Source organism: Nocardia brasiliensis ATCC 700358 (assembly GCF_000250675.2).
Lineage (GTDB): Bacteria > Actinomycetota > Actinomycetes > Mycobacteriales > Mycobacteriaceae > Nocardia > Nocardia brasiliensis_B.
Window position 1 is genome coordinate 6,409,438 of sequence record NC_018681.1, and the last position, 15,854, is coordinate 6,425,291.

16 protein-coding genes and 1 pseudogene are annotated in these 15,854 nt (G+C 68.8%); 2 read left to right on the forward strand and 15 right to left on the reverse strand.

The annotated features are described in order from the left end of the window. Nucleotides 1–171: 171 nt before the first annotated feature. The 5 genes from fmt to O3I_RS28325 form a co-directional block, all read right to left on the reverse strand. A complete protein-coding gene (gene fmt / locus O3I_RS28305; protein WP_014986434.1) occupies nucleotides 172–1,095 on the reverse strand; it encodes a methionyl-tRNA formyltransferase in 924 nt (307 codons plus the stop codon). Further along, complete coding sequence (gene def / locus O3I_RS28310; protein WP_041564486.1) at nucleotides 1,095–1,661, reverse strand: peptide deformylase; 567 nt, start codon at nucleotides 1,659–1,661, stop codon at nucleotides 1,095–1,097. Before def ends, fmt begins: the two co-directional genes overlap by 1 nt. 149 nt (nucleotides 1,662–1,810) lie before the next feature. Beyond that, complete coding sequence (locus O3I_RS28315) at nucleotides 1,811–2,818, reverse strand: alpha/beta fold hydrolase (protein WP_081594167.1); 1,008 nt, start codon at nucleotides 2,816–2,818, stop codon at nucleotides 1,811–1,813. A 61-nt stretch (nucleotides 2,819–2,879) separates the two neighbouring features. After that, nucleotides 2,880–3,569, reverse strand: coding sequence for a PadR family transcriptional regulator (locus O3I_RS28320; protein ID WP_424769557.1), 690 nt, complete (start codon nucleotides 3,567–3,569; stop codon nucleotides 2,880–2,882). Between the two features lie 59 nt (nucleotides 3,570–3,628). Further along, nucleotides 3,629–4,213, reverse strand: a complete 585-nt coding sequence (locus tag O3I_RS28325) for a TetR/AcrR family transcriptional regulator (protein WP_237748143.1) — start codon at nucleotides 4,211–4,213, stop codon at nucleotides 3,629–3,631. Between the two features lie 79 nt (nucleotides 4,214–4,292). Here O3I_RS28325 and O3I_RS28330 point away from each other — a divergent pair, with 79 nt between their 5' ends. Continuing rightward, a complete protein-coding gene (locus O3I_RS28330; RefSeq protein WP_014986439.1) occupies nucleotides 4,293–5,138 on the forward strand; it encodes an SDR family oxidoreductase in 846 nt (281 codons plus the stop codon). A gap of 9 nt (nucleotides 5,139–5,147) precedes the next feature. Here O3I_RS28330 and O3I_RS28335 read toward each other — a convergent pair whose 3' ends face one another. Together O3I_RS28335 and O3I_RS28340 are read right to left on the reverse strand one after the other, a co-directional pair. Continuing rightward, nucleotides 5,148–5,840 (reverse strand): YqeB family protein, encoded by a 693-nt coding sequence (locus O3I_RS28335; protein ID WP_014986440.1) that lies wholly within the window; start codon nucleotides 5,838–5,840, stop codon nucleotides 5,148–5,150. After that, entirely contained in the window at nucleotides 5,837–6,442 is a 606-nt protein-coding gene (locus O3I_RS28340; protein ID WP_014986441.1) for a TetR/AcrR family transcriptional regulator, read from the reverse strand. The genes O3I_RS28335 and O3I_RS28340 overlap by 4 nt, the downstream gene beginning before the upstream one ends. Before the next feature lie 71 nt (nucleotides 6,443–6,513). Here O3I_RS28340 and O3I_RS28345 point away from each other — a divergent pair, with 71 nt between their 5' ends. Beyond that, nucleotides 6,514–6,957, forward strand: a complete 444-nt coding sequence (locus O3I_RS28345) for a DUF6196 family protein (RefSeq protein ID WP_041562927.1) — start codon at nucleotides 6,514–6,516, stop codon at nucleotides 6,955–6,957. Here the strand turns inward: O3I_RS28345 and O3I_RS45685 are convergent. From O3I_RS45685 to mihF, 8 genes and pseudogenes are all read right to left on the reverse strand, one after another. Beyond that, complete coding sequence (locus tag O3I_RS45685) at nucleotides 6,954–7,358, reverse strand: subtilase-type protease inhibitor (protein WP_014986443.1); 405 nt, start codon at nucleotides 7,356–7,358, stop codon at nucleotides 6,954–6,956. The two genes, O3I_RS28345 and O3I_RS45685, sit on opposite strands and share 4 nt — an antisense overlap. A 230-nt stretch (nucleotides 7,359–7,588) precedes the next feature. Further along, complete coding sequence (locus O3I_RS28355; RefSeq protein WP_014986444.1) at nucleotides 7,589–9,253, reverse strand: primosomal protein N'; 1,665 nt, start codon at nucleotides 9,251–9,253, stop codon at nucleotides 7,589–7,591. 1,137 nt (nucleotides 9,254–10,390) lie between these two features. Beyond that, nucleotides 10,391–10,729 (reverse strand): annotated as a pseudogene (locus O3I_RS44145) (primosomal protein N'); the annotation flags it as partial. A 761-nt stretch (nucleotides 10,730–11,490) separates the two neighbouring features. After that, nucleotides 11,491–12,702, reverse strand: coding sequence for a methionine adenosyltransferase (metK, locus tag O3I_RS28365; RefSeq protein ID WP_014986446.1), 1,212 nt, complete (start codon nucleotides 12,700–12,702; stop codon nucleotides 11,491–11,493). A gap of 212 nt (nucleotides 12,703–12,914) precedes the next feature. Beyond that, nucleotides 12,915–14,201 (reverse strand): bifunctional phosphopantothenoylcysteine decarboxylase/phosphopantothenate--cysteine ligase CoaBC, encoded by a 1,287-nt coding sequence (coaBC, locus tag O3I_RS28370; RefSeq protein ID WP_373864221.1) that lies wholly within the window; start codon nucleotides 14,199–14,201, stop codon nucleotides 12,915–12,917. A gap of 22 nt (nucleotides 14,202–14,223) precedes the next feature. Further along, a complete protein-coding gene (gene rpoZ / locus O3I_RS28375; protein ID WP_014986448.1) occupies nucleotides 14,224–14,505 on the reverse strand; it encodes a DNA-directed RNA polymerase subunit omega in 282 nt (93 codons plus the stop codon). A 94-nt stretch (nucleotides 14,506–14,599) separates the two neighbouring features. Next, on the reverse strand, nucleotides 14,600–15,184 hold the full coding sequence (gene gmk / locus O3I_RS28380; RefSeq protein WP_014986449.1) for a guanylate kinase: 585 nt from the start codon (nucleotides 15,182–15,184) through the stop codon (nucleotides 14,600–14,602). Between the two features lie 8 nt (nucleotides 15,185–15,192). After that, nucleotides 15,193–15,513 carry an integration host factor, actinobacterial type gene (gene mihF / locus O3I_RS28385; RefSeq protein WP_014986450.1) on the reverse strand — a complete coding sequence of 107 codons (321 nt, stop codon included), beginning with the start codon at nucleotides 15,511–15,513 and terminating at the stop codon, nucleotides 15,193–15,195. Nucleotides 15,514–15,854 lie beyond the last annotated feature (341 nt).

The window sequence follows — 15,854 nt, forward strand, 5'->3', positions numbered from 1 at the left end:
CGCCGAGCCGGGAACCGGTGCCGACAGTCCGGCCGGGTACCGAGATACTGCGCCGTGCTGTCATATTCCACCGCTCTGGTCGCGGTCGCGGCGCGACGCCGCGAACCTGGTCTGGATACTGCGACGAGGCCACGCCGGACTCGCCCCACTCCTGAGCCCGATCGAGGATCGTCACTCGAACTCCGCGCCGGGTTGCAGGCGGGCGCCGCGGGCCCAGTCGAGGGCCGCCATCATGCGTTTGCCTTGGGGCTGGACTTGGTCGAGGCGGACCGCGGTGGTCGCGGTGCCGACGAAGACCCCGGATTTGCGGACCTCGATGGTGCGCGGCGGCAGTTGTTCTTCGACGAGTTCGACGGGGCCGAGTTTCAGTCGGGCACCGCCGATTTCGGTCCAGGCGCCGGGCGCCGGGGTGACCGCGCGGATGCGGCGGCCGATGGCGAGGGCGGGCAGGTCCCAGCGGATGTGCGCCGCTTCGGCGGTCACCTTGGCGGCGTGCGAGATGCCTTCGGCGGGTTGCGGAACCGAGTGCAGCGTCCCGTCTTCCACGCCGTCGAGGGTGGCTTCCAGCAGCCGGGCACCGCTGCCGGCGAGCCGGTCGAGCAGGACGCCCGCGGTGTCGGTGACGTCGATCTTCTCGGTGACGGTGCCGAACACCGGTCCGGTGTCGAGGCCGGCTTCGATCTGGAAGGTGGACGCGCCGGTGATCTCGTCGCCCGCGTTGATCGCGGCCTGCACGGGCGCCGCGCCGCGCCAAGCCGGCAGCAGCGAGAAGTGCAGGTTGATCCAGCCGAAGCGCGGGATGTCGAGCACTCGCTGCGGCAGCAACGCGCCGTAGGCCACGACCGGACAGCAGTCCGGCGCCAATTCGGTGAGCTGCTCGATGAATTCGGGTTCGGATGGGCGCCGGGGGGTCAGCACCGGTATTCCGTGCTCGTCGGCGAGCAGGCCGACCGGCGACCGGGTCACCTTGCGGCCGCGTCCCGCGACGGCGTCTGGCCGGGTCACCACGGCGATCACGTCGTGCCTGCTGGATTCGAGGAAGCGACGCAGCGACGGCACGGCCGGTTCCGGCGTGCCCGCGAAGACGATGCGCATCAGCGGCCCCGTCCGAACGGACCGGCCTGGCCCGCTCCGCTCACCGACCGCGACGGCCGGGCGGTGACACCCGCACTGAACCAGTCGGATTCGCGAATGGTCCGCATCGCGTCCTTGCGGTCGGCCGGGTCGAGCCGATCGATGAACAGCACGCCGTCGAGATGATCGGTCTCGTGCTGCACGCACCGCGCCAAGAGTCCTTCGGCGGTGAATTCGACTGGCGCGCCATGCATGTCGACGCCGCTGGCGCGTACCCGCAGTGCTCGCCGGGTGTCGTGGCGCACCCCGGGGATGGACAGGCAGCCTTCCGGCCCGACCTGCTCTTCGTCACCGATGACTTCCCACTGCGGGTTCACCAGATGCCCCGCCGCGTCATGAGTGTCGTACACGAACACACGCAACCCCACTCCGATCTGCGGTGCCGCCATTCCGACGCCACCGTCGTCGTGCATGGTGTCGGTCAGGTCGGTCACCAGCTGCTGAAGTTCCCGGTCGAATGCGGTGACCTCCGCCGCGCGAGCGCGCAGAATGGGATCGCCGAACAGGCGAACAGGCTGAATGGTCACGGCAAACTCCCGGAAGCGGACGAACACGGTCGTCTCATTCTAGTGAGACGACCGAATGTCCCCGATTCACCAGTCGGAAGCTGGTAGAACTCGAGTGCGGTCGGGCGGGGTGACGGTTCCTCCGCCCGGCCGCCCGCCGCGCGCGACCCTCAGGAGTGCCCGGCGACGATCACCTCGGGGATCCCGGTGCCGAGCGCGACCGGCCGGCAGACCGGCGCGGGCGCGCCCGGGTCGAGCACGGTCAGCAGCAACTGCTGCACGAACGGGTCGTAGACCATGTGGAAGTGTCCGGTCAGGTTCGTCGGGCAGCGATCCTGCAGCACGATGTTGGTCGCGTTCGCACCGCGCAGCGCGATATTGCTGAACGGCTGGATCATCTCGTCGACCCGGCTGCCGATCGTGGTGTAGCGCGGACCGGGCACGGTGTCGCCGCCCGCGTTCAACTCGACCATGATCGTCGAGCCCTGCGCCTGCTGCACCGCGGCCAGCGAGGTCACCCGCGCGAAGGCCGCCATTCCACCGGGCACCGCCTGCACGATCGGCACCAGGCCGTACATCACGCCGCCGTAGCTCGGCGACGCGAGCCCGACCCACTGCCCGACCTTGGCCGCTCCCCCGAGCTTGTTCATGTAGTACCGCGTGACGGTCGCGCCTTGCGAGAAGCCGACCAGGTCGACCTTTTCGGCGCCGGTCCCGGCGAGCACCTGATCGACGAACGCGCCGATCTGATAGGAGCTGAGTACCAAGTCTTCGGTGCCGTAGGTCTCGGCGCCCGGCTTACCGCCGTAGTTGAGCGCGAAGACACAGAATCCTGCCGCGGTGAGTTGCGGTGCGATCCCGGACCAGTCCGAGTAGGCGCTGGAGTCAGTGCCGTGTGCGAGGACCACCGGGCGCGGGCGTCCGGCGGTCGGCTTGCAGTCGAAATTGTTGGTGCCGATCGGCACCGCGTTCGGATGTGCTTTCTTGTACCACGCCGCGGCCAGATGATCGGTCTGCGACGGGCCGGGTTCGGAAGGCACCTCCGGCGGCAGGTAACCGAGGGGCGCGGCCTGCGCCGGCCCGGAGCCGAGAACTACGGCTCCGACCAGCGCCACGGCCACCCCGGCCCTGCACAAGAGTGACTTTCCCCAACCCCACGAACCCCTAGACTGTTGCATTTCACAATGATCTACCGGATTCGGTTCAAATGTGCACTCCGGCGCGGTGTTTCACACCCCGTTACTTTTCGGGGGTCTCGTCTTCGGCGAGGATCCGGTAGAGCGATTTGCGGGTCTCGGTGAGCAGTTCCGCCGCCCGCGCCGCCTGTTCGGGTGTGCCGACGGCCGCCACCTGTGCGACCGCGCCCATCACCTGACCGACCAGACCGCGCAGATCGATCGCCTGCGCGCCGACGTCTTCCTTGACGTCCGCCCACGGGTCGCCCAGTTCGTCCTTGTGCTCGGCGACGTACGCGGTGCCCGCCTCGGTCAGCTGCGCGGTCTTGCGACCGGCGATCTTGTCGATGAGGACGAGTCCCTCGTCTTCCAGCTGGGCCAGCGCGGGATAGATCGACCCCGGGCTCGGGCGCCAGACGTCGTCGCTGCGCTCGCGGATCTGCTGGATGAGTTCGTAGCCGTGCATCGGCCGCTCGGTGAGCAGCAGTAGCACCGCGGCCCGCACGTCACCGCGCCTGCCCCGGCCACCGCGGCCACGCCCGCGCCCGAAACCCGGGCCGAAGCCGGGTCCGAATCCTGGGCCGAAGCCAGGACCGAAGTCGGGTCCGTGGCCATGCCCGTGCCTGCCGCGGCGGAACCGCTGCCGGGGGTCGAAGTCCTCGCCGCCCGGTCGCGACCAGGGGCCGCGGCGTCCGAAATCTCGATGTCCTTGGTTTTCCATGTAAGCCTCCTCGGGCTCTCGTGTTCGTTTCATAGTATCGACGATATATCGGCAATGCATCGAACGCAAGGGCCTTTCACGAACAAGGCGGCTCAGCTCACGAGCGAGTCGATCCAGCGCGCCAGTCGATCCCCCTCGGTCGCCATCAACGCTGGATCACGAAATGTGTTGGTGAGCAACGAGATTCCCTGATAGGCCGCGATCAGCGCGATGGCCAGCTCGGCCGCGTCGGCGCGACCCATGGCAGCGAACTGCTCCTCGACCCAGTCGACCAATCGCCGCATGACCTCGGCGAGTTCGCGGTCCAAACCGTCGGATCGCTTGTCCAGTTCGGTCGCGAGCGTCCCCGACGGACACCCGATCCGTGCGGCGGTTTCCCGCTGATCGACCCACCCGCGAATCAGCGCTTTCAGCCGATCTCGGGGCGCGGGCAACTGCTCGAGCAGGGCAATCAGCTCGGTCAGGGTGTGGTCGTGCGCACCGATCGCGGCGCGGACCAGTTGATCCTTGGTCTTGAAGTAGTAGTAGACGTTGCCGACCGGCACGTCGGCGGCGTGCGCGATATCGGCGATGGTCGTCTTCTCCACCCCTTGTTCGTGGAACACCCGGGCCGCCGCCGCGCCGAGCCGTTCCCGCTTGCCGCCCTTCGGCCGCTCCCCGGTCACTGAGTTAGTCACCCAACTAACTATAGACAGCCTGGGCGAACGCGGCTATGTTCGATTTAGTCAGTCAACTAACTCAGAAGGATTCGACACGATGATCGTGGTCACCGGAGCAACCGGAAACATCGGCGCACACCTCGTGCAGGCCCTGGCCGACGCCGGCGAGAACGTCACGGCGATATCGCGGGGCAACCGGCCGATCGAGTGGCCGAGCAACGTGCGGGCGATACGGGCCGACCTCGCCGATCCCGGCAGCCTCGCCCCCGCGGTCGCGGGCGCCGACGCGCTGTTCCTGCTCATCACCGGTGAGCAACTGGTCGACGGTCCGGCGCCGGAGCGTGTGCTCGCGGTCGCCGCGGCGGGCGGGGTCCGGCGGGTGGTGTTCGTGTCGTCACAGGGTGTGGCGACCCGGCCGGGCGCCGCGGGCTATGCCCGGTTGGTCGCGTTCGAAGACGCCATTCGACAGTCCGAGCTGGAGTGGACCATCCTGCGCCCCGCGGGCTTCTACACCAACACCTTCGCGTGGGCCGAATCCGTGCGCGCGGACCGCACGGTCGCCGCACCCTTCGGCACCATCGGCCTGCCGTCGATCGACCCGGCCGATATCGCCGCGGTGGCGGCCGCCGCACTCCGCGAAGACGGGCACGCCGGACAGACCTACACGCTGACCGGCCCCGCTCTGAGCACGCCGCAGGAACAGGCGGCGGCCATCGGGGCGGCGCTCGACGAACCCGTGCGATTCGTGGAATTGACTCGGGCGCAGGCGTTTACCGGTATGGCACGGTTCATGCCGGAAGCGGTGGTCGAGCACACGCTGGCGATCCTCGGCACGCCGACCGCCGCGGAACTCGAACTCAGCGCCGATGTGCAGCGCGTGCTCGGCCGCAAGCCGACTAGCTACGCGCAGTGGGCACAACGCAATCGCGCGGCGTTCGCCTGAGCCGCGGCTTCACACCTGATCGAAGAAGCGAATGTGCTGCTCGCCCTGGCGGTCTCGGACGTCGACGCCGAGGGCGAGCAGTTCCTCGTCGAGTTCTTCGACCGCGAGCGGCTTTTCGTCGGCCAGCGCCCGCCGCCGCGCGCGCAGCACGGCGTCGACGGCGGGTCCGGCCTCCGGGCGGCCGTCGACCCAGCGCAGGAAGTCGGCACCGAACGGATCGTCCTGGTCGAGCCAGGGATAACCGTGGTCCCGGAATGCCTGCTCGATATCGTTGCGGGACAGGTCTTTTGCGCCGAAGCGGGCCAGCGGGCGTTGCGACCGGTCGGTGAGCACCAGGTCCGTGCCTTCACGGAACACGGCGGCGACGCTCTTGCGCGGCACATGCCGTGCCCGGCCGTTCTGCGACAGCTCGACGTGATCGTCGGCGACGGTCAGGGTGAGCGCCTCGTGCCGGGCCACCTCGAACAGCACGATCCCGGCGACCACGCCGACGACAGAGGTGACCGGTACCAGCCACACCGGCGGCACGGTCATCGCGATGCGCAGCGGGCCGGGCATCGAATCAAAGGTATCGATAATCCAGTGCCCCATCGGGCGGACGACGAACCCGAGCCCGACACCGAGCAACAACCCGCCGATCGAGAACGCCCAGGCCCACAACACGGAAAAGCGCAGGACAGTGGGCGCGGAGGTAGTGGTCATGGGTGCTCCGTTTCGGTCGGTCGCAGCAGCCGCGACACGGTCGCACGCACCAGCGGGCGCGGATCGTGCGGGTGCGCGGGATCGGCGTTGAGGAAAGCCGCGTCGACGACCGCGAGGATCCAGCGGGCGGTTTCCGCGGGCGGGAAACCGGAGTCCAGCTGCCCCGCGCGCACGCCGCGCTCCAGCAGCGTGGTGAGCGCTTCGGCGCTGAGCCGCGCGTCCTCCAGCACCACCCGGGTCAGCTCCTCGTCCTGATCGAGGCGCCGCAGCAACTCGACCATCAGGCCGGGCGCCACCGGGTCGAGCGCCTCGGCGGCCAGGGCGTCCACGATGTCGAGTACCGCCGCCAGGCAGTCGGTCCGATCGATGTGGCGCGCAATGACTTCCGCGTGTTCGGGAATCGACGCCTCGAAGATCGAGCGAAAGACGGCGGCCTTGTCCTTGAAGTAATAGAAGACGCTGCCGGAACTCATCCCGGCGATCCGCGCGATCTGTGTGGCGGTGGTGTTCTCGTAGCCGTGCGAGCCGAAAAGTTCGGCGGCCGCGGCCGTGATGGCACGCCGTCGCTCGGCGACTCGATCGGGATCTACGGTGCGTGCCATGCGGCGATCATATCATTAACTGATCGGCCAGTTAAACAATTATTCGAGGGCAGGGTTGTTACCGTTGCTCCGTGGTGGACATCAGCATCGAAACCGAAGATCAAACCGCCCAACGTCTTCGGCGGGTACTCGCGTCCGCGGAGCTCGAGGTGCAGCCGGGCGTGTGGTGTTTCCGGGAGAGCCCGCTGGCCGAACCGCCGCAACTTTCCGACCGCACGCTGGCCGTGGTCCGCGACGCGGAGAGCTGGAGCGCGCTCGTCCCGTTCGCGGCGGCCGAGGGGCCCGACGTGGAAAAGTTCGGCCTGTTCTCGTTCCACTTCCCCACCGGCATGGACAACAGCGGGTTCGTGGGCTGGCTCGCGGGTCACCTCAAACGAGCGCTGGGCACCGGGGTGTTCGTGGTGTGCGGGAGCAACCGGGAACGTGGTGGTATCTACGACTATTGGGGCTGCCCCGTCGAGTTGCTGGCCGCCGTCGAGCGCGAGATCGAGACGCTGCGCTCCCCCGCGGACTAGAACACGGGGGTGGTCTTGGCGCGCAGTTCGCAACTGTTGCTGAACTGCTTCTCCCACTTCACCGCTTTGCCCTGCCAGGTCCCGGTCGCCGTCGCGGTGACCGGATCGTAGACCTGCGCGCACATCGTGCCTGGATCGCCGGCAAGCTTGTCGAAATCGCCGCCCGCACCGATCAGCGCGGCGCACGCCCCGTCGGGATTCGAGTGATCGCCACCGGCCGGCTCACAGGTGAGCGAGACACGAGTGGGCTGCACGCCCAGCGTCTGGCCCGCGCTCACCGCGAGATCGAGGGTAGTCCGGGCCGGAGCGGAATCGGACTTCCCGCAGGCGACGGGCAAGGTCAGGGTGGCGAACGCAAGGCACACGGTCGCGAGGATGCGGCGGAGCGGAGTCGTCGGCACGTGGAGAGTTAAGCACGGGCGATCCGCGCGCGGGACCAACGCGCCGAGGGGTGGACGAGCCGGTTTCGCGGGGCGTGCATCGACGGACGTGGGCGTCCGAAGCGGTGCGCAGGCGTGGATGAACGTGCCGACGTTCGCAGCGGATTCGTCGCGTACGGGTCGCGGGCGATCTGGGCGGAGGCGTCGATGTATGCCCGCCGCCCGGTTCCGGTTCTTCGGTGCGGCAGCGCTCAGCCGATCTCGACCGGATCGATCTGGACGCGCAGGGGCGCATCGGAACGGTGCGTACTGCGGACCGCCTGGGCGGCGGTGAGGGAACGGGCGAGCGCCGCGCCGGACCTGCGGTCCACCCGCAACAGGATCCGTTCGACCTCAGCCGGGGAATCGCCGGAGGAGAACGGTTTGCGGGCCGCGGGTGGCAGCGGGACCGGGCCCAGCACGACGACATCGTCGGGAAGGGTTGCAGTGGAGAGCAATTCGGCGATCGAATCGGAGGTGCCGTCGATCGCCGCCATCCGCACCGCGGGCGGGAAACCGACCTCGGCGCGGCTCGCCAGCTCGGCCCGGGCATGGCCGACGGGATCCCAGCGCAGCAGCGTCTGCACCGTGGGAATCGAGGGCTCCGCGACGACGAACACCTGCCCGTGCGCACGCACCAGCGTCGCCGCCGCCATCCAGCGGCGCAACGCGTCCTCGGCCGCACGCAGATCGGCACGGCCGAGCAGGGCCCAGCTGTCCAGCAGCAGCGCCACCCCGTAACCACCGGGCAGCACCGGTTCCGCGCCGACCGTGGCGACCACCACCTGCGGGCCGGGCTCCACGGTGTCGAGCATCGCGCCGCCGCTCGAACCACGGATCGGAACACCGGGAAAGGCCCGGCCGAGTTCCTCCGCTGTCCGGATCGCGCCGATCACGACCGCGCGCAACGCCCGCGAACCACAGGCCTGGCAGCGGAACGCCGCCTCCGTGATACCGCACCAGCGACAGCTCGGGCTGTGCGCGGGTTCAGGTGAATGTCGTTGCCCCGCACGGCCGTCCGGCAACGCGAGCGGCCCGTTGCAATGGCGGCAGCGCGCCGGGGTCCGGCATTTCGCACAGGCCAGCGCCGGGACATAGCCGCGGCGCGGCACCTGCACCAGCACGCCAGCGCCCTCCTTCAGCGCGGATCGGGCGGCGGCGAAAGCGACCGCGGGAATACGGACCGCCCGGGCGACCGGATCCCGCTCCAGCGCGGCATCGGAATCGCCGGGCACACTGATGCGCGGGGACGCTTTGCGCACGACCGCCCGGTCGGCCACCAGGTCGTGCGCCCATCCGGTTTCCACAACCGCCTGGATCTCCGCCGTCCGCGCGAAACCCGCTGCGACGAACGCGGCGCCGGTCTCGTGCGAGCGCAGCATGGCCACCTCGCGCGCATGCGGATACGGTGCGCGCGGCTCGGCGTAGGTGTCGTCCCCGTCGTCCCAGATCGCGATGAGCCCCAAATTGCCGGCGGGCGCGAAAACCGCGCTGCGCGTACCGACCACCACCCGCGCCGTCCCGCGCAACACCGAAAGCCAGCGCCGATACCGCGCGGCCGGACCCAACCCCGCCGACAACCCGACCGCCGAATCCCCCAGCAGCCGCTCACATTCCGCCAGCACCCGGTCCAGGTCCCGCTGATCCGGCACCATCAGAATCGCGCTACGTCCCGCACCCGCCACCGTCGCCGCCAACTCCGCGAGCCGACGCGGCCAATCCTCCCCCGGCAACGCCTGCCACGCCGCCCGCGGACCTTTCCCCTGCGCCAGCGCCGTCACGAACGCCGGACCGTGCACATACCGATACCAAGCCTCCGGAACCTGCACGTGCGGCGTTTCCTCGGACCCGTTGGCGGTCGAATCCTCTTGCGCCACAACGCCGACGCCGTCTCCGCTCGAAGCGGAAGGGCCGTCGGTCAACGCCCTGGCATCGGACTCCGCCTGCCCATCCTCGCCCGGTGATCGAGGCGAAGAATCCGCATCCGTCCGCAACCCGTCAGTCGAATCCGACTGCTCGGCAGCATGCTCCGGCACACCGGGCGACCCTGCGTCTGCATGCGAGAACGTGCGCGGCGAAACCCGCTGCGGTGCTGCACCGTGCCGTGCCGCGGGCGAAACCTGTTGCGTCGCCTCGCCAGCGGCTCCCATCTCTGACGAAGCGGGATCAGCCGCGGAGTCGATCGCGGGAGTCGGCTCGGCGGTATCGGCCGCGGGTCGATACGGCGGCACAACCCAATCCGGTTGGATGCCTTCCGTATTATCGGATGCCTCTTCGGTCCCACCTTCGTCAGCTGAGCCAGCCGCAGCACCTTCCGAGGTCGCGAACGAAACCTGCTGTGGAGCTTGCGAATCGGTGGGGGCGATAGAACCTGCCGTGCCGCTCTCCGCAGCAACACCGGGACCACCGAGCGTCTTTGCGTCGGCATGAGAGAACACGGGCGGCGGAACCTGGTCCGGCACTACGCCTGACGGCATAGCCGGGTCCGTCGACGACTTGGGCTCGAGGCGCGGTTGCGCCGCAGCGGATGCCCGCTGCGGTAGACGAGGAGACGGGGTGGACTCAGCATCGGCCGATGGCGCCGAATCCGTCTGTCGCGGATCGGGTTCCGGGCCAGCCGATGAGCCGAACGCGGAATGTGGCCGTGCGGCAGTGGAAACGCCCCGCGCGGATCCGGGAGACGACGCGGTAGAGATCCGCTGCGGAGAAGTCGCAGCACCGTCTTGCTCGTCGCCTGTGCCGAGGTGGTGAGTGGAGTCGTCCGTGGAGGCGGCTTCTGCGGAAAGTTCTTGTGCGGTATCGGACTGCTTCTGAGATCCACCGGCTCCCAGGTCAGCAAGTGATGCGGCCGCGGCGGGTGGCACTGCGGCGACCGGGACGCGCTGCGGGGGTGCCGGAGGGGATGTGCGCGCGGTCCCGCCGTTTTCCTCGCGGTTGGGATCGTCGGTGGTCTCGTCACCGTCGTCTTGCACGGAAAGTTCTTGTGCGGTCGCGGACTTCTTTTTGCCGCCGGTTTCGGTGCGGGCGTGGCGGGGTGGGATGGCGAGGCGGAGGACGTCGGCTCGGGTGCCGGCGTAGCGGGCGGCTACGGCGGTGGTCAGTTGGCGGATTTCCGGAGTCAGGACGCGTTCGGCGGAGACGACGCGTTCGAGTTTCACCAGTTTGCCGCTGTGGTCGCTGCGCGCGCGGCGCTCCAGGAGGTAGCCGTCGACCAGTCGTCCGGCGAAGCGGACGCGCACGCGCACACCCGGTTGCGCGATTTCGTCCAGTTCGGGCGGGACCAGGTAGTCGAAGTCACGGTCGAGGTGCGCGGGAGACAACAGCGGAAGCACCCGAGCGATCGGGTACTCCATGCTCGCAGGCCCCCCCGGCAGAACCCCTTGCGAGGCAGGGGTATCCGCCGCCGGCTCGCTCACGCAGCCCTGGCCGGCTCAGCCGCCGACCGTGGCACGCAAAACATCCGCTCCACCGACAGGTGAGCGCGCACCCTGCTCGACAGCGACTTCTGAGCCGGCTGCCCGACCTTCCTTCGCAGCCCCCGGCCAGCGCAACGCCGATCCGACACCACGGCAGGCACCTCGCAGCGAATCCGCGACGCATCCGCCCGGTGCCACGGCGGCACGTAGCCCTTCGCAACGCGCTGGCAACCTTCGTCCAAGCCGGGCTGACCTGCCTCGATGACGACCGCTACGCAACCCGTCGGCGAGTCACCACCGCTCGGCCGGTAACAAGAATTTCCCCACGGATCCGGCCGAAGTGAACGGCCAGAGTGCGCTCGAAACACCCAACCAGGGATAGCCCCCCTTGACATCACGTGACGACTCGAGGACCACCGAAAACCCGCCGCCGGGCGCTGAACGCCACGCCCCAACAGCGCGTCAGCCCCCCGACGCACACCGCGATTCCCGCACCCATTCTGCGTTCCCGCACCCACTCCACCACGCCACAGCGGGTGCGAAAACACAGAACCCGTGCGCGAACGGGCAGCGGGTGCGACGAACAGCGGGCTCACTCGCGCCGACGGCACCAGCGAGCCCGCTCGACGAACGGGAGGGTCGGTCCGCGCGAAGTCCAACCGCGGGAGGCGGGACGGCGCCCGGACCGACGTCGTCATCTACAGGCCGACGGCTGCGCGCAGTTTGTCGGCGCGGTCGGTGTGCTCCCAGGGCAGGTCGACGTCGGTGCGGCCGAAGTGGCCGTACGCGGCGGTCGGTGCGTAGATGGGGCGCAGCAGGTCGAGGTCGCGGATGATGGCGCCGGGGCGCAGGTCGAAGACCTCTTTGATCGCGGTGGCGATGCGTTCCGGGTCGACCTTTTCGGTGCCGAAGGTTTCCACGAACAGGCCGACGGGCGCGGACTTGCCGATGGCGTAGGCCACCTGGACCTCGACGCGCTCGGACAGGCCGGCCGCGACGACGTTCTTGGCGACCCAGCGCATGGCGTACGCGGCGGAACGGTCCACCTTCGACGGGTCCTTGCCGGAGAAGGCGCCGCCGCCGTGGCGGGCCATGCCGCCGTAGGTGTCGACGATGATCTTGCGGCCGGTCAGGCCCGCGTCGCCCATCGGGCCGCCGAGCACGAACTTGCCGGTCGGGTTGACCAGCAGGCGGATGTCGGAGGTGTCCAGGCTGGGTAGTTCGAGGTCCGCCAGCACGGCGTCGACGACCTTTTCCCGGATGTCGGGGGCGAGCAGGTTGTCCAGGTCGATATCGGCGGCGTGCTGGGTGGAGATGACCACGGTGTCCAGCCGGACCGGACGATCGCCGTCGTATTCGATGGTGACCTGGGTCTTGCCGTCGGGCCGCAGATAGGGCAGCACGCCGGACTTGCGCACCTCGGTCAGCTTGCGCGACAGGCGATGCGCGAGCGCGATGGGCAGCGGCATGAGTTCGGGGGTGTCGCTGGTCGCGTAGCCGAACATCAGGCCCTGGTCGCCCGCGCCCTGCTTCTCGATCTCGTCGTCGGAGCCGCCGACCCGCGCCTCGTGCGAAGTGTCCACGCCCTGCGCGATATCCGGCGATTGCGCGCCGATCGCGATATTGACACCGCAGGAATTGCCGTCGAATCCCTTTGCGGAGGAGTCGTATCCGATTTCGAGCACCTTTTCCCGGACGATGCGGGGAATGTCGGCGTAGGCGGAGGTGGTGACCTCACCCGCGACGTGGACCTGGCCGGTCGTCACGAGGGTTTCCACCGCGACCCGACTGCGCGGGTCCGCCCCGATCAACGCGTCGAGGATGGAATCGCTGATAGCGTCACAGATCTTGTCCGGGTGACCTTCGGTCACGGACTCACTGGTGAATAGCCGGCTGCCGGACGTGCGCACAGTTCTTCCCTCTCCCTCACGGGTCATTCGTACGATTTGCGACAGTAACGCGATGCCGTCGCCGCGCAAACCCTTCGTTCCAGACTATGGCAAACCACTGACGCGCTGGACTCGGCGAGAGCTGGCTCTCCCCCAGCGGGTTCGATTGTTCACCCTGACGTCACTCGGTTGATGATAGTTCCTGGGGCATTATCCCAGTCGCGCAATGAGTTTCAGCGCAACAGCGGCCCGAGCGCGTCGAGCACCCGGCTGGCGAGCAGCGCTTTCGACCCGTGGTCGAGCGACTGTTCGGTACCGTCCGCACCGAGCAGCCAGCCGTTGTTGGTGTCGACCTCGAACGCCTTGCCTTCGCCGACCGCGTTGACCACCAGCAAATCGCACCCCTTGCGGGCCAGCTTGGCCCGCGCGTAGGTGAGCACGTCGCCGTGCTCGTCACCGGTCTCGGCGGCGAATCCGACGATCGCGGTGCCGGGCAGCTGCCCGTCCCGCCGGGCCTGCACCAGGCCGGCGAGGATATCGGTGGTCTTGGTCAACGCGATGACGTCGGGTTCGCCCGCGCCCTTCTTGATCTTGGCCGCGGCCACGTCGGTGGGCCGGAAATCGGCCACCGCCGCCGCCATGATCACCGCGTCGGCGCCGACCGCGTGCTTGTCCACCGCGGTCTTCAACTGCTCGGCGGTGGTGATGTGCACCAGGTCGACGGCCGCGGGTGCGGCCATCTCGATCGTGTTGCCCGCGATCAGCGTGACGTGCGCGCCGCGCTGTGCCGCGACCCGGGCGAGGGCGTAGCCCTGCTTGCCCGAGCTGCGGTTGCCGAGGAAGCGCACCGGATCCAGCGGTTCCCTGGTGCCGCCCGCGGTGATCACCACGCGGCGGCCCTCGAGGTCACGCGGGATGGCGTCGGCGCGCTCCAGCAGCAGGGTGGCCAGTCCGAAGATCTCCTCGGGCTCGGGCAGCCGTCCCGGTCCGGTGTCGGTGCCGGTGAGCCGGCCCGACGCGGGCTCCATCACGATCGCACCGTGGGCGCGCAGCGTCGCGACGTTGGCGACGGTCGCCGGATGCTCCCACATCTCGGTGTGCATCGCGGGCGCGAACACGATCGGACATCGGGCCGTCAGCAGGGTCGCGGTGAGCAGGTCGTCGGCGCGGCCCTGGGCCGCGCGTGCCATCAGGTCGGCGGTCGCCGGGGCGATGACCACGAGGTCCGCCTCCTGGCCCAGCCGGACATGCGGCACCTCGGGCACGTCGGTGAACACATCGGTGTGCACCGGGCTCCCGGACAACGCCTCGAAGGTCGCCTTGCCGACGAACTGCAACGCCGACTCGGTGGGGATCACCCGAACCCGGTGCCCGGTCTCGGTGAACCGCCGGACCAGCGAGCAGGCTTTGTAGGCGGCGATGCCGCCGCCGACGCCGACGACGATCCGTGTGGTGCTCACTGTGCCTCCGGCTGCTGGTTCATCCCCGCGCCGCGGGGAATTCGGTACCGCGGCGTCCATCGGACGACGCGCACACTCGGGCCTACTCGCCTTCGGAGTGCTCGAGCAGGTCGGAGTGGATCTCGCGCATGGCAACCGAGAGCGGCTTCTCCTGCAGGCCGGGCTCGACCAGCGGGCCGACGTATTCGAGGATCCCGTCGCCGAGCTGGTTGTAGTAGTCGTTGATCTGGCGGGCCCGCTTGGCCGCGTAGATGACCAGGGCGTACTTGGACGAAGTGCGCTCCAGCAGCTCATCGATCGGGGGGTTGGTCAGGCCGATCGGGGTGTCGTATGCGGGAACGGTCTTGAGGTCCGTACTGCTCACTAGGAGGGCTCCTGCGCGTTGGAGGTGGTGGCCGGGCGAGGCCCGGCCGGGCTGGTGAACCCGAGCGTGCCGGACCGGCCGCAGCCGGCCGGGGTCACGAACTCGAATTTGTGCTAACGAACAACGATACCAACTGCTCACAGGCGCTGGTCACCTCGTCGTTCACTATGACGATGTCGAACTCGTCACAGGCCGCCAGTTCGGTCCTGGCGGTTTCCAACCTGCGGGCGATCACCTCGGGCGATTCGGTCCCGCGCGAGGTGAGCCGGGAGACCAGCTCGTCCCAGCTCGGCGGCGCGAGAAACGCCAGGGTCGCCTCCGGTATCGCTTTGCGTACCGACCGCGCGCCCTCGAGGTCCACTTCGACCAACACCGGGAGGCCGTCCGCTAGAGCGGCCCGTACCGGCGCTGCCGGGGTGCCCGAACGCTGCAAGCCACCGTGAATATCCGCCCACTCGAGCAGTTCGCCCGCCTCGATCATGGCGTCGAACTCTTCCCGGGACACGAACCGATAGTCGAGACCGTCGACCTCCCCGGGCCGCGGAGCCCGGGTCGTTGCCGACACACTGAAGATCAGGTGCGGCAGTCGCTCGCGGACGCAGCGGACCACGGTGGACTTGCCAACGGCCGAGGGGCCGACCAGTACAACCAGCCGACCCTTCCGCGTGTGTTCGACCACCCTCGTTATCAGGCGTCGAAGTCGAACCGGGCCAGCAGCGCCTTGCGCTGCCGATCGCCCAGTCCGCGCAGACGCCGGGTGGGGGCGATCTCCAGTTCACTCATGATTTCCGCCGCCTTGACCTTGCCCACCTTCGGCAGGGCCTCGAGCAGCGCCGACACCTTCATCTTGCCGAGAATCTCATCGGACTCGGCATCGGTGAGGACCTGCTTCAGGTTGGTGCCGCCTCGCTTCAGGCGCTCCTTGAGCTCCGCCCGAGCGCGGCGAGCGGCAGCCGCCTTCTCCAAAGCAGCGGCGCGCTGCTCGTCAGTCAGCTGGGGAAGGGCCACGGTTCCTCCGTCTCATCGTTCATTGCATCAACTCCTGCCGGTAACCCGGCAGTCTCAGCGACCGTACCCACGGCATCCGCAGATTGCGAACCCACCCCCCAGGTCAGCGCATGATTCCGGATGCCGTAGACGCGAGAGCGATGCGAATCGCAAGGGCCCTCTGTCGCTGCGCAGATCGTACCGCCGAAATCGCGAAATGCCCCTTCAGCAGGGAGTTTTCACATCCGACACACGTTAGCCAGCAGGTTGCGGTGACGCGGCGGGCGACGCTGGCAAACCTGGACGAGTCCGACCAGGAACTTTCTCGGAATTTTCCGCGTGTCGTGCTGTCTTTCAGCGTG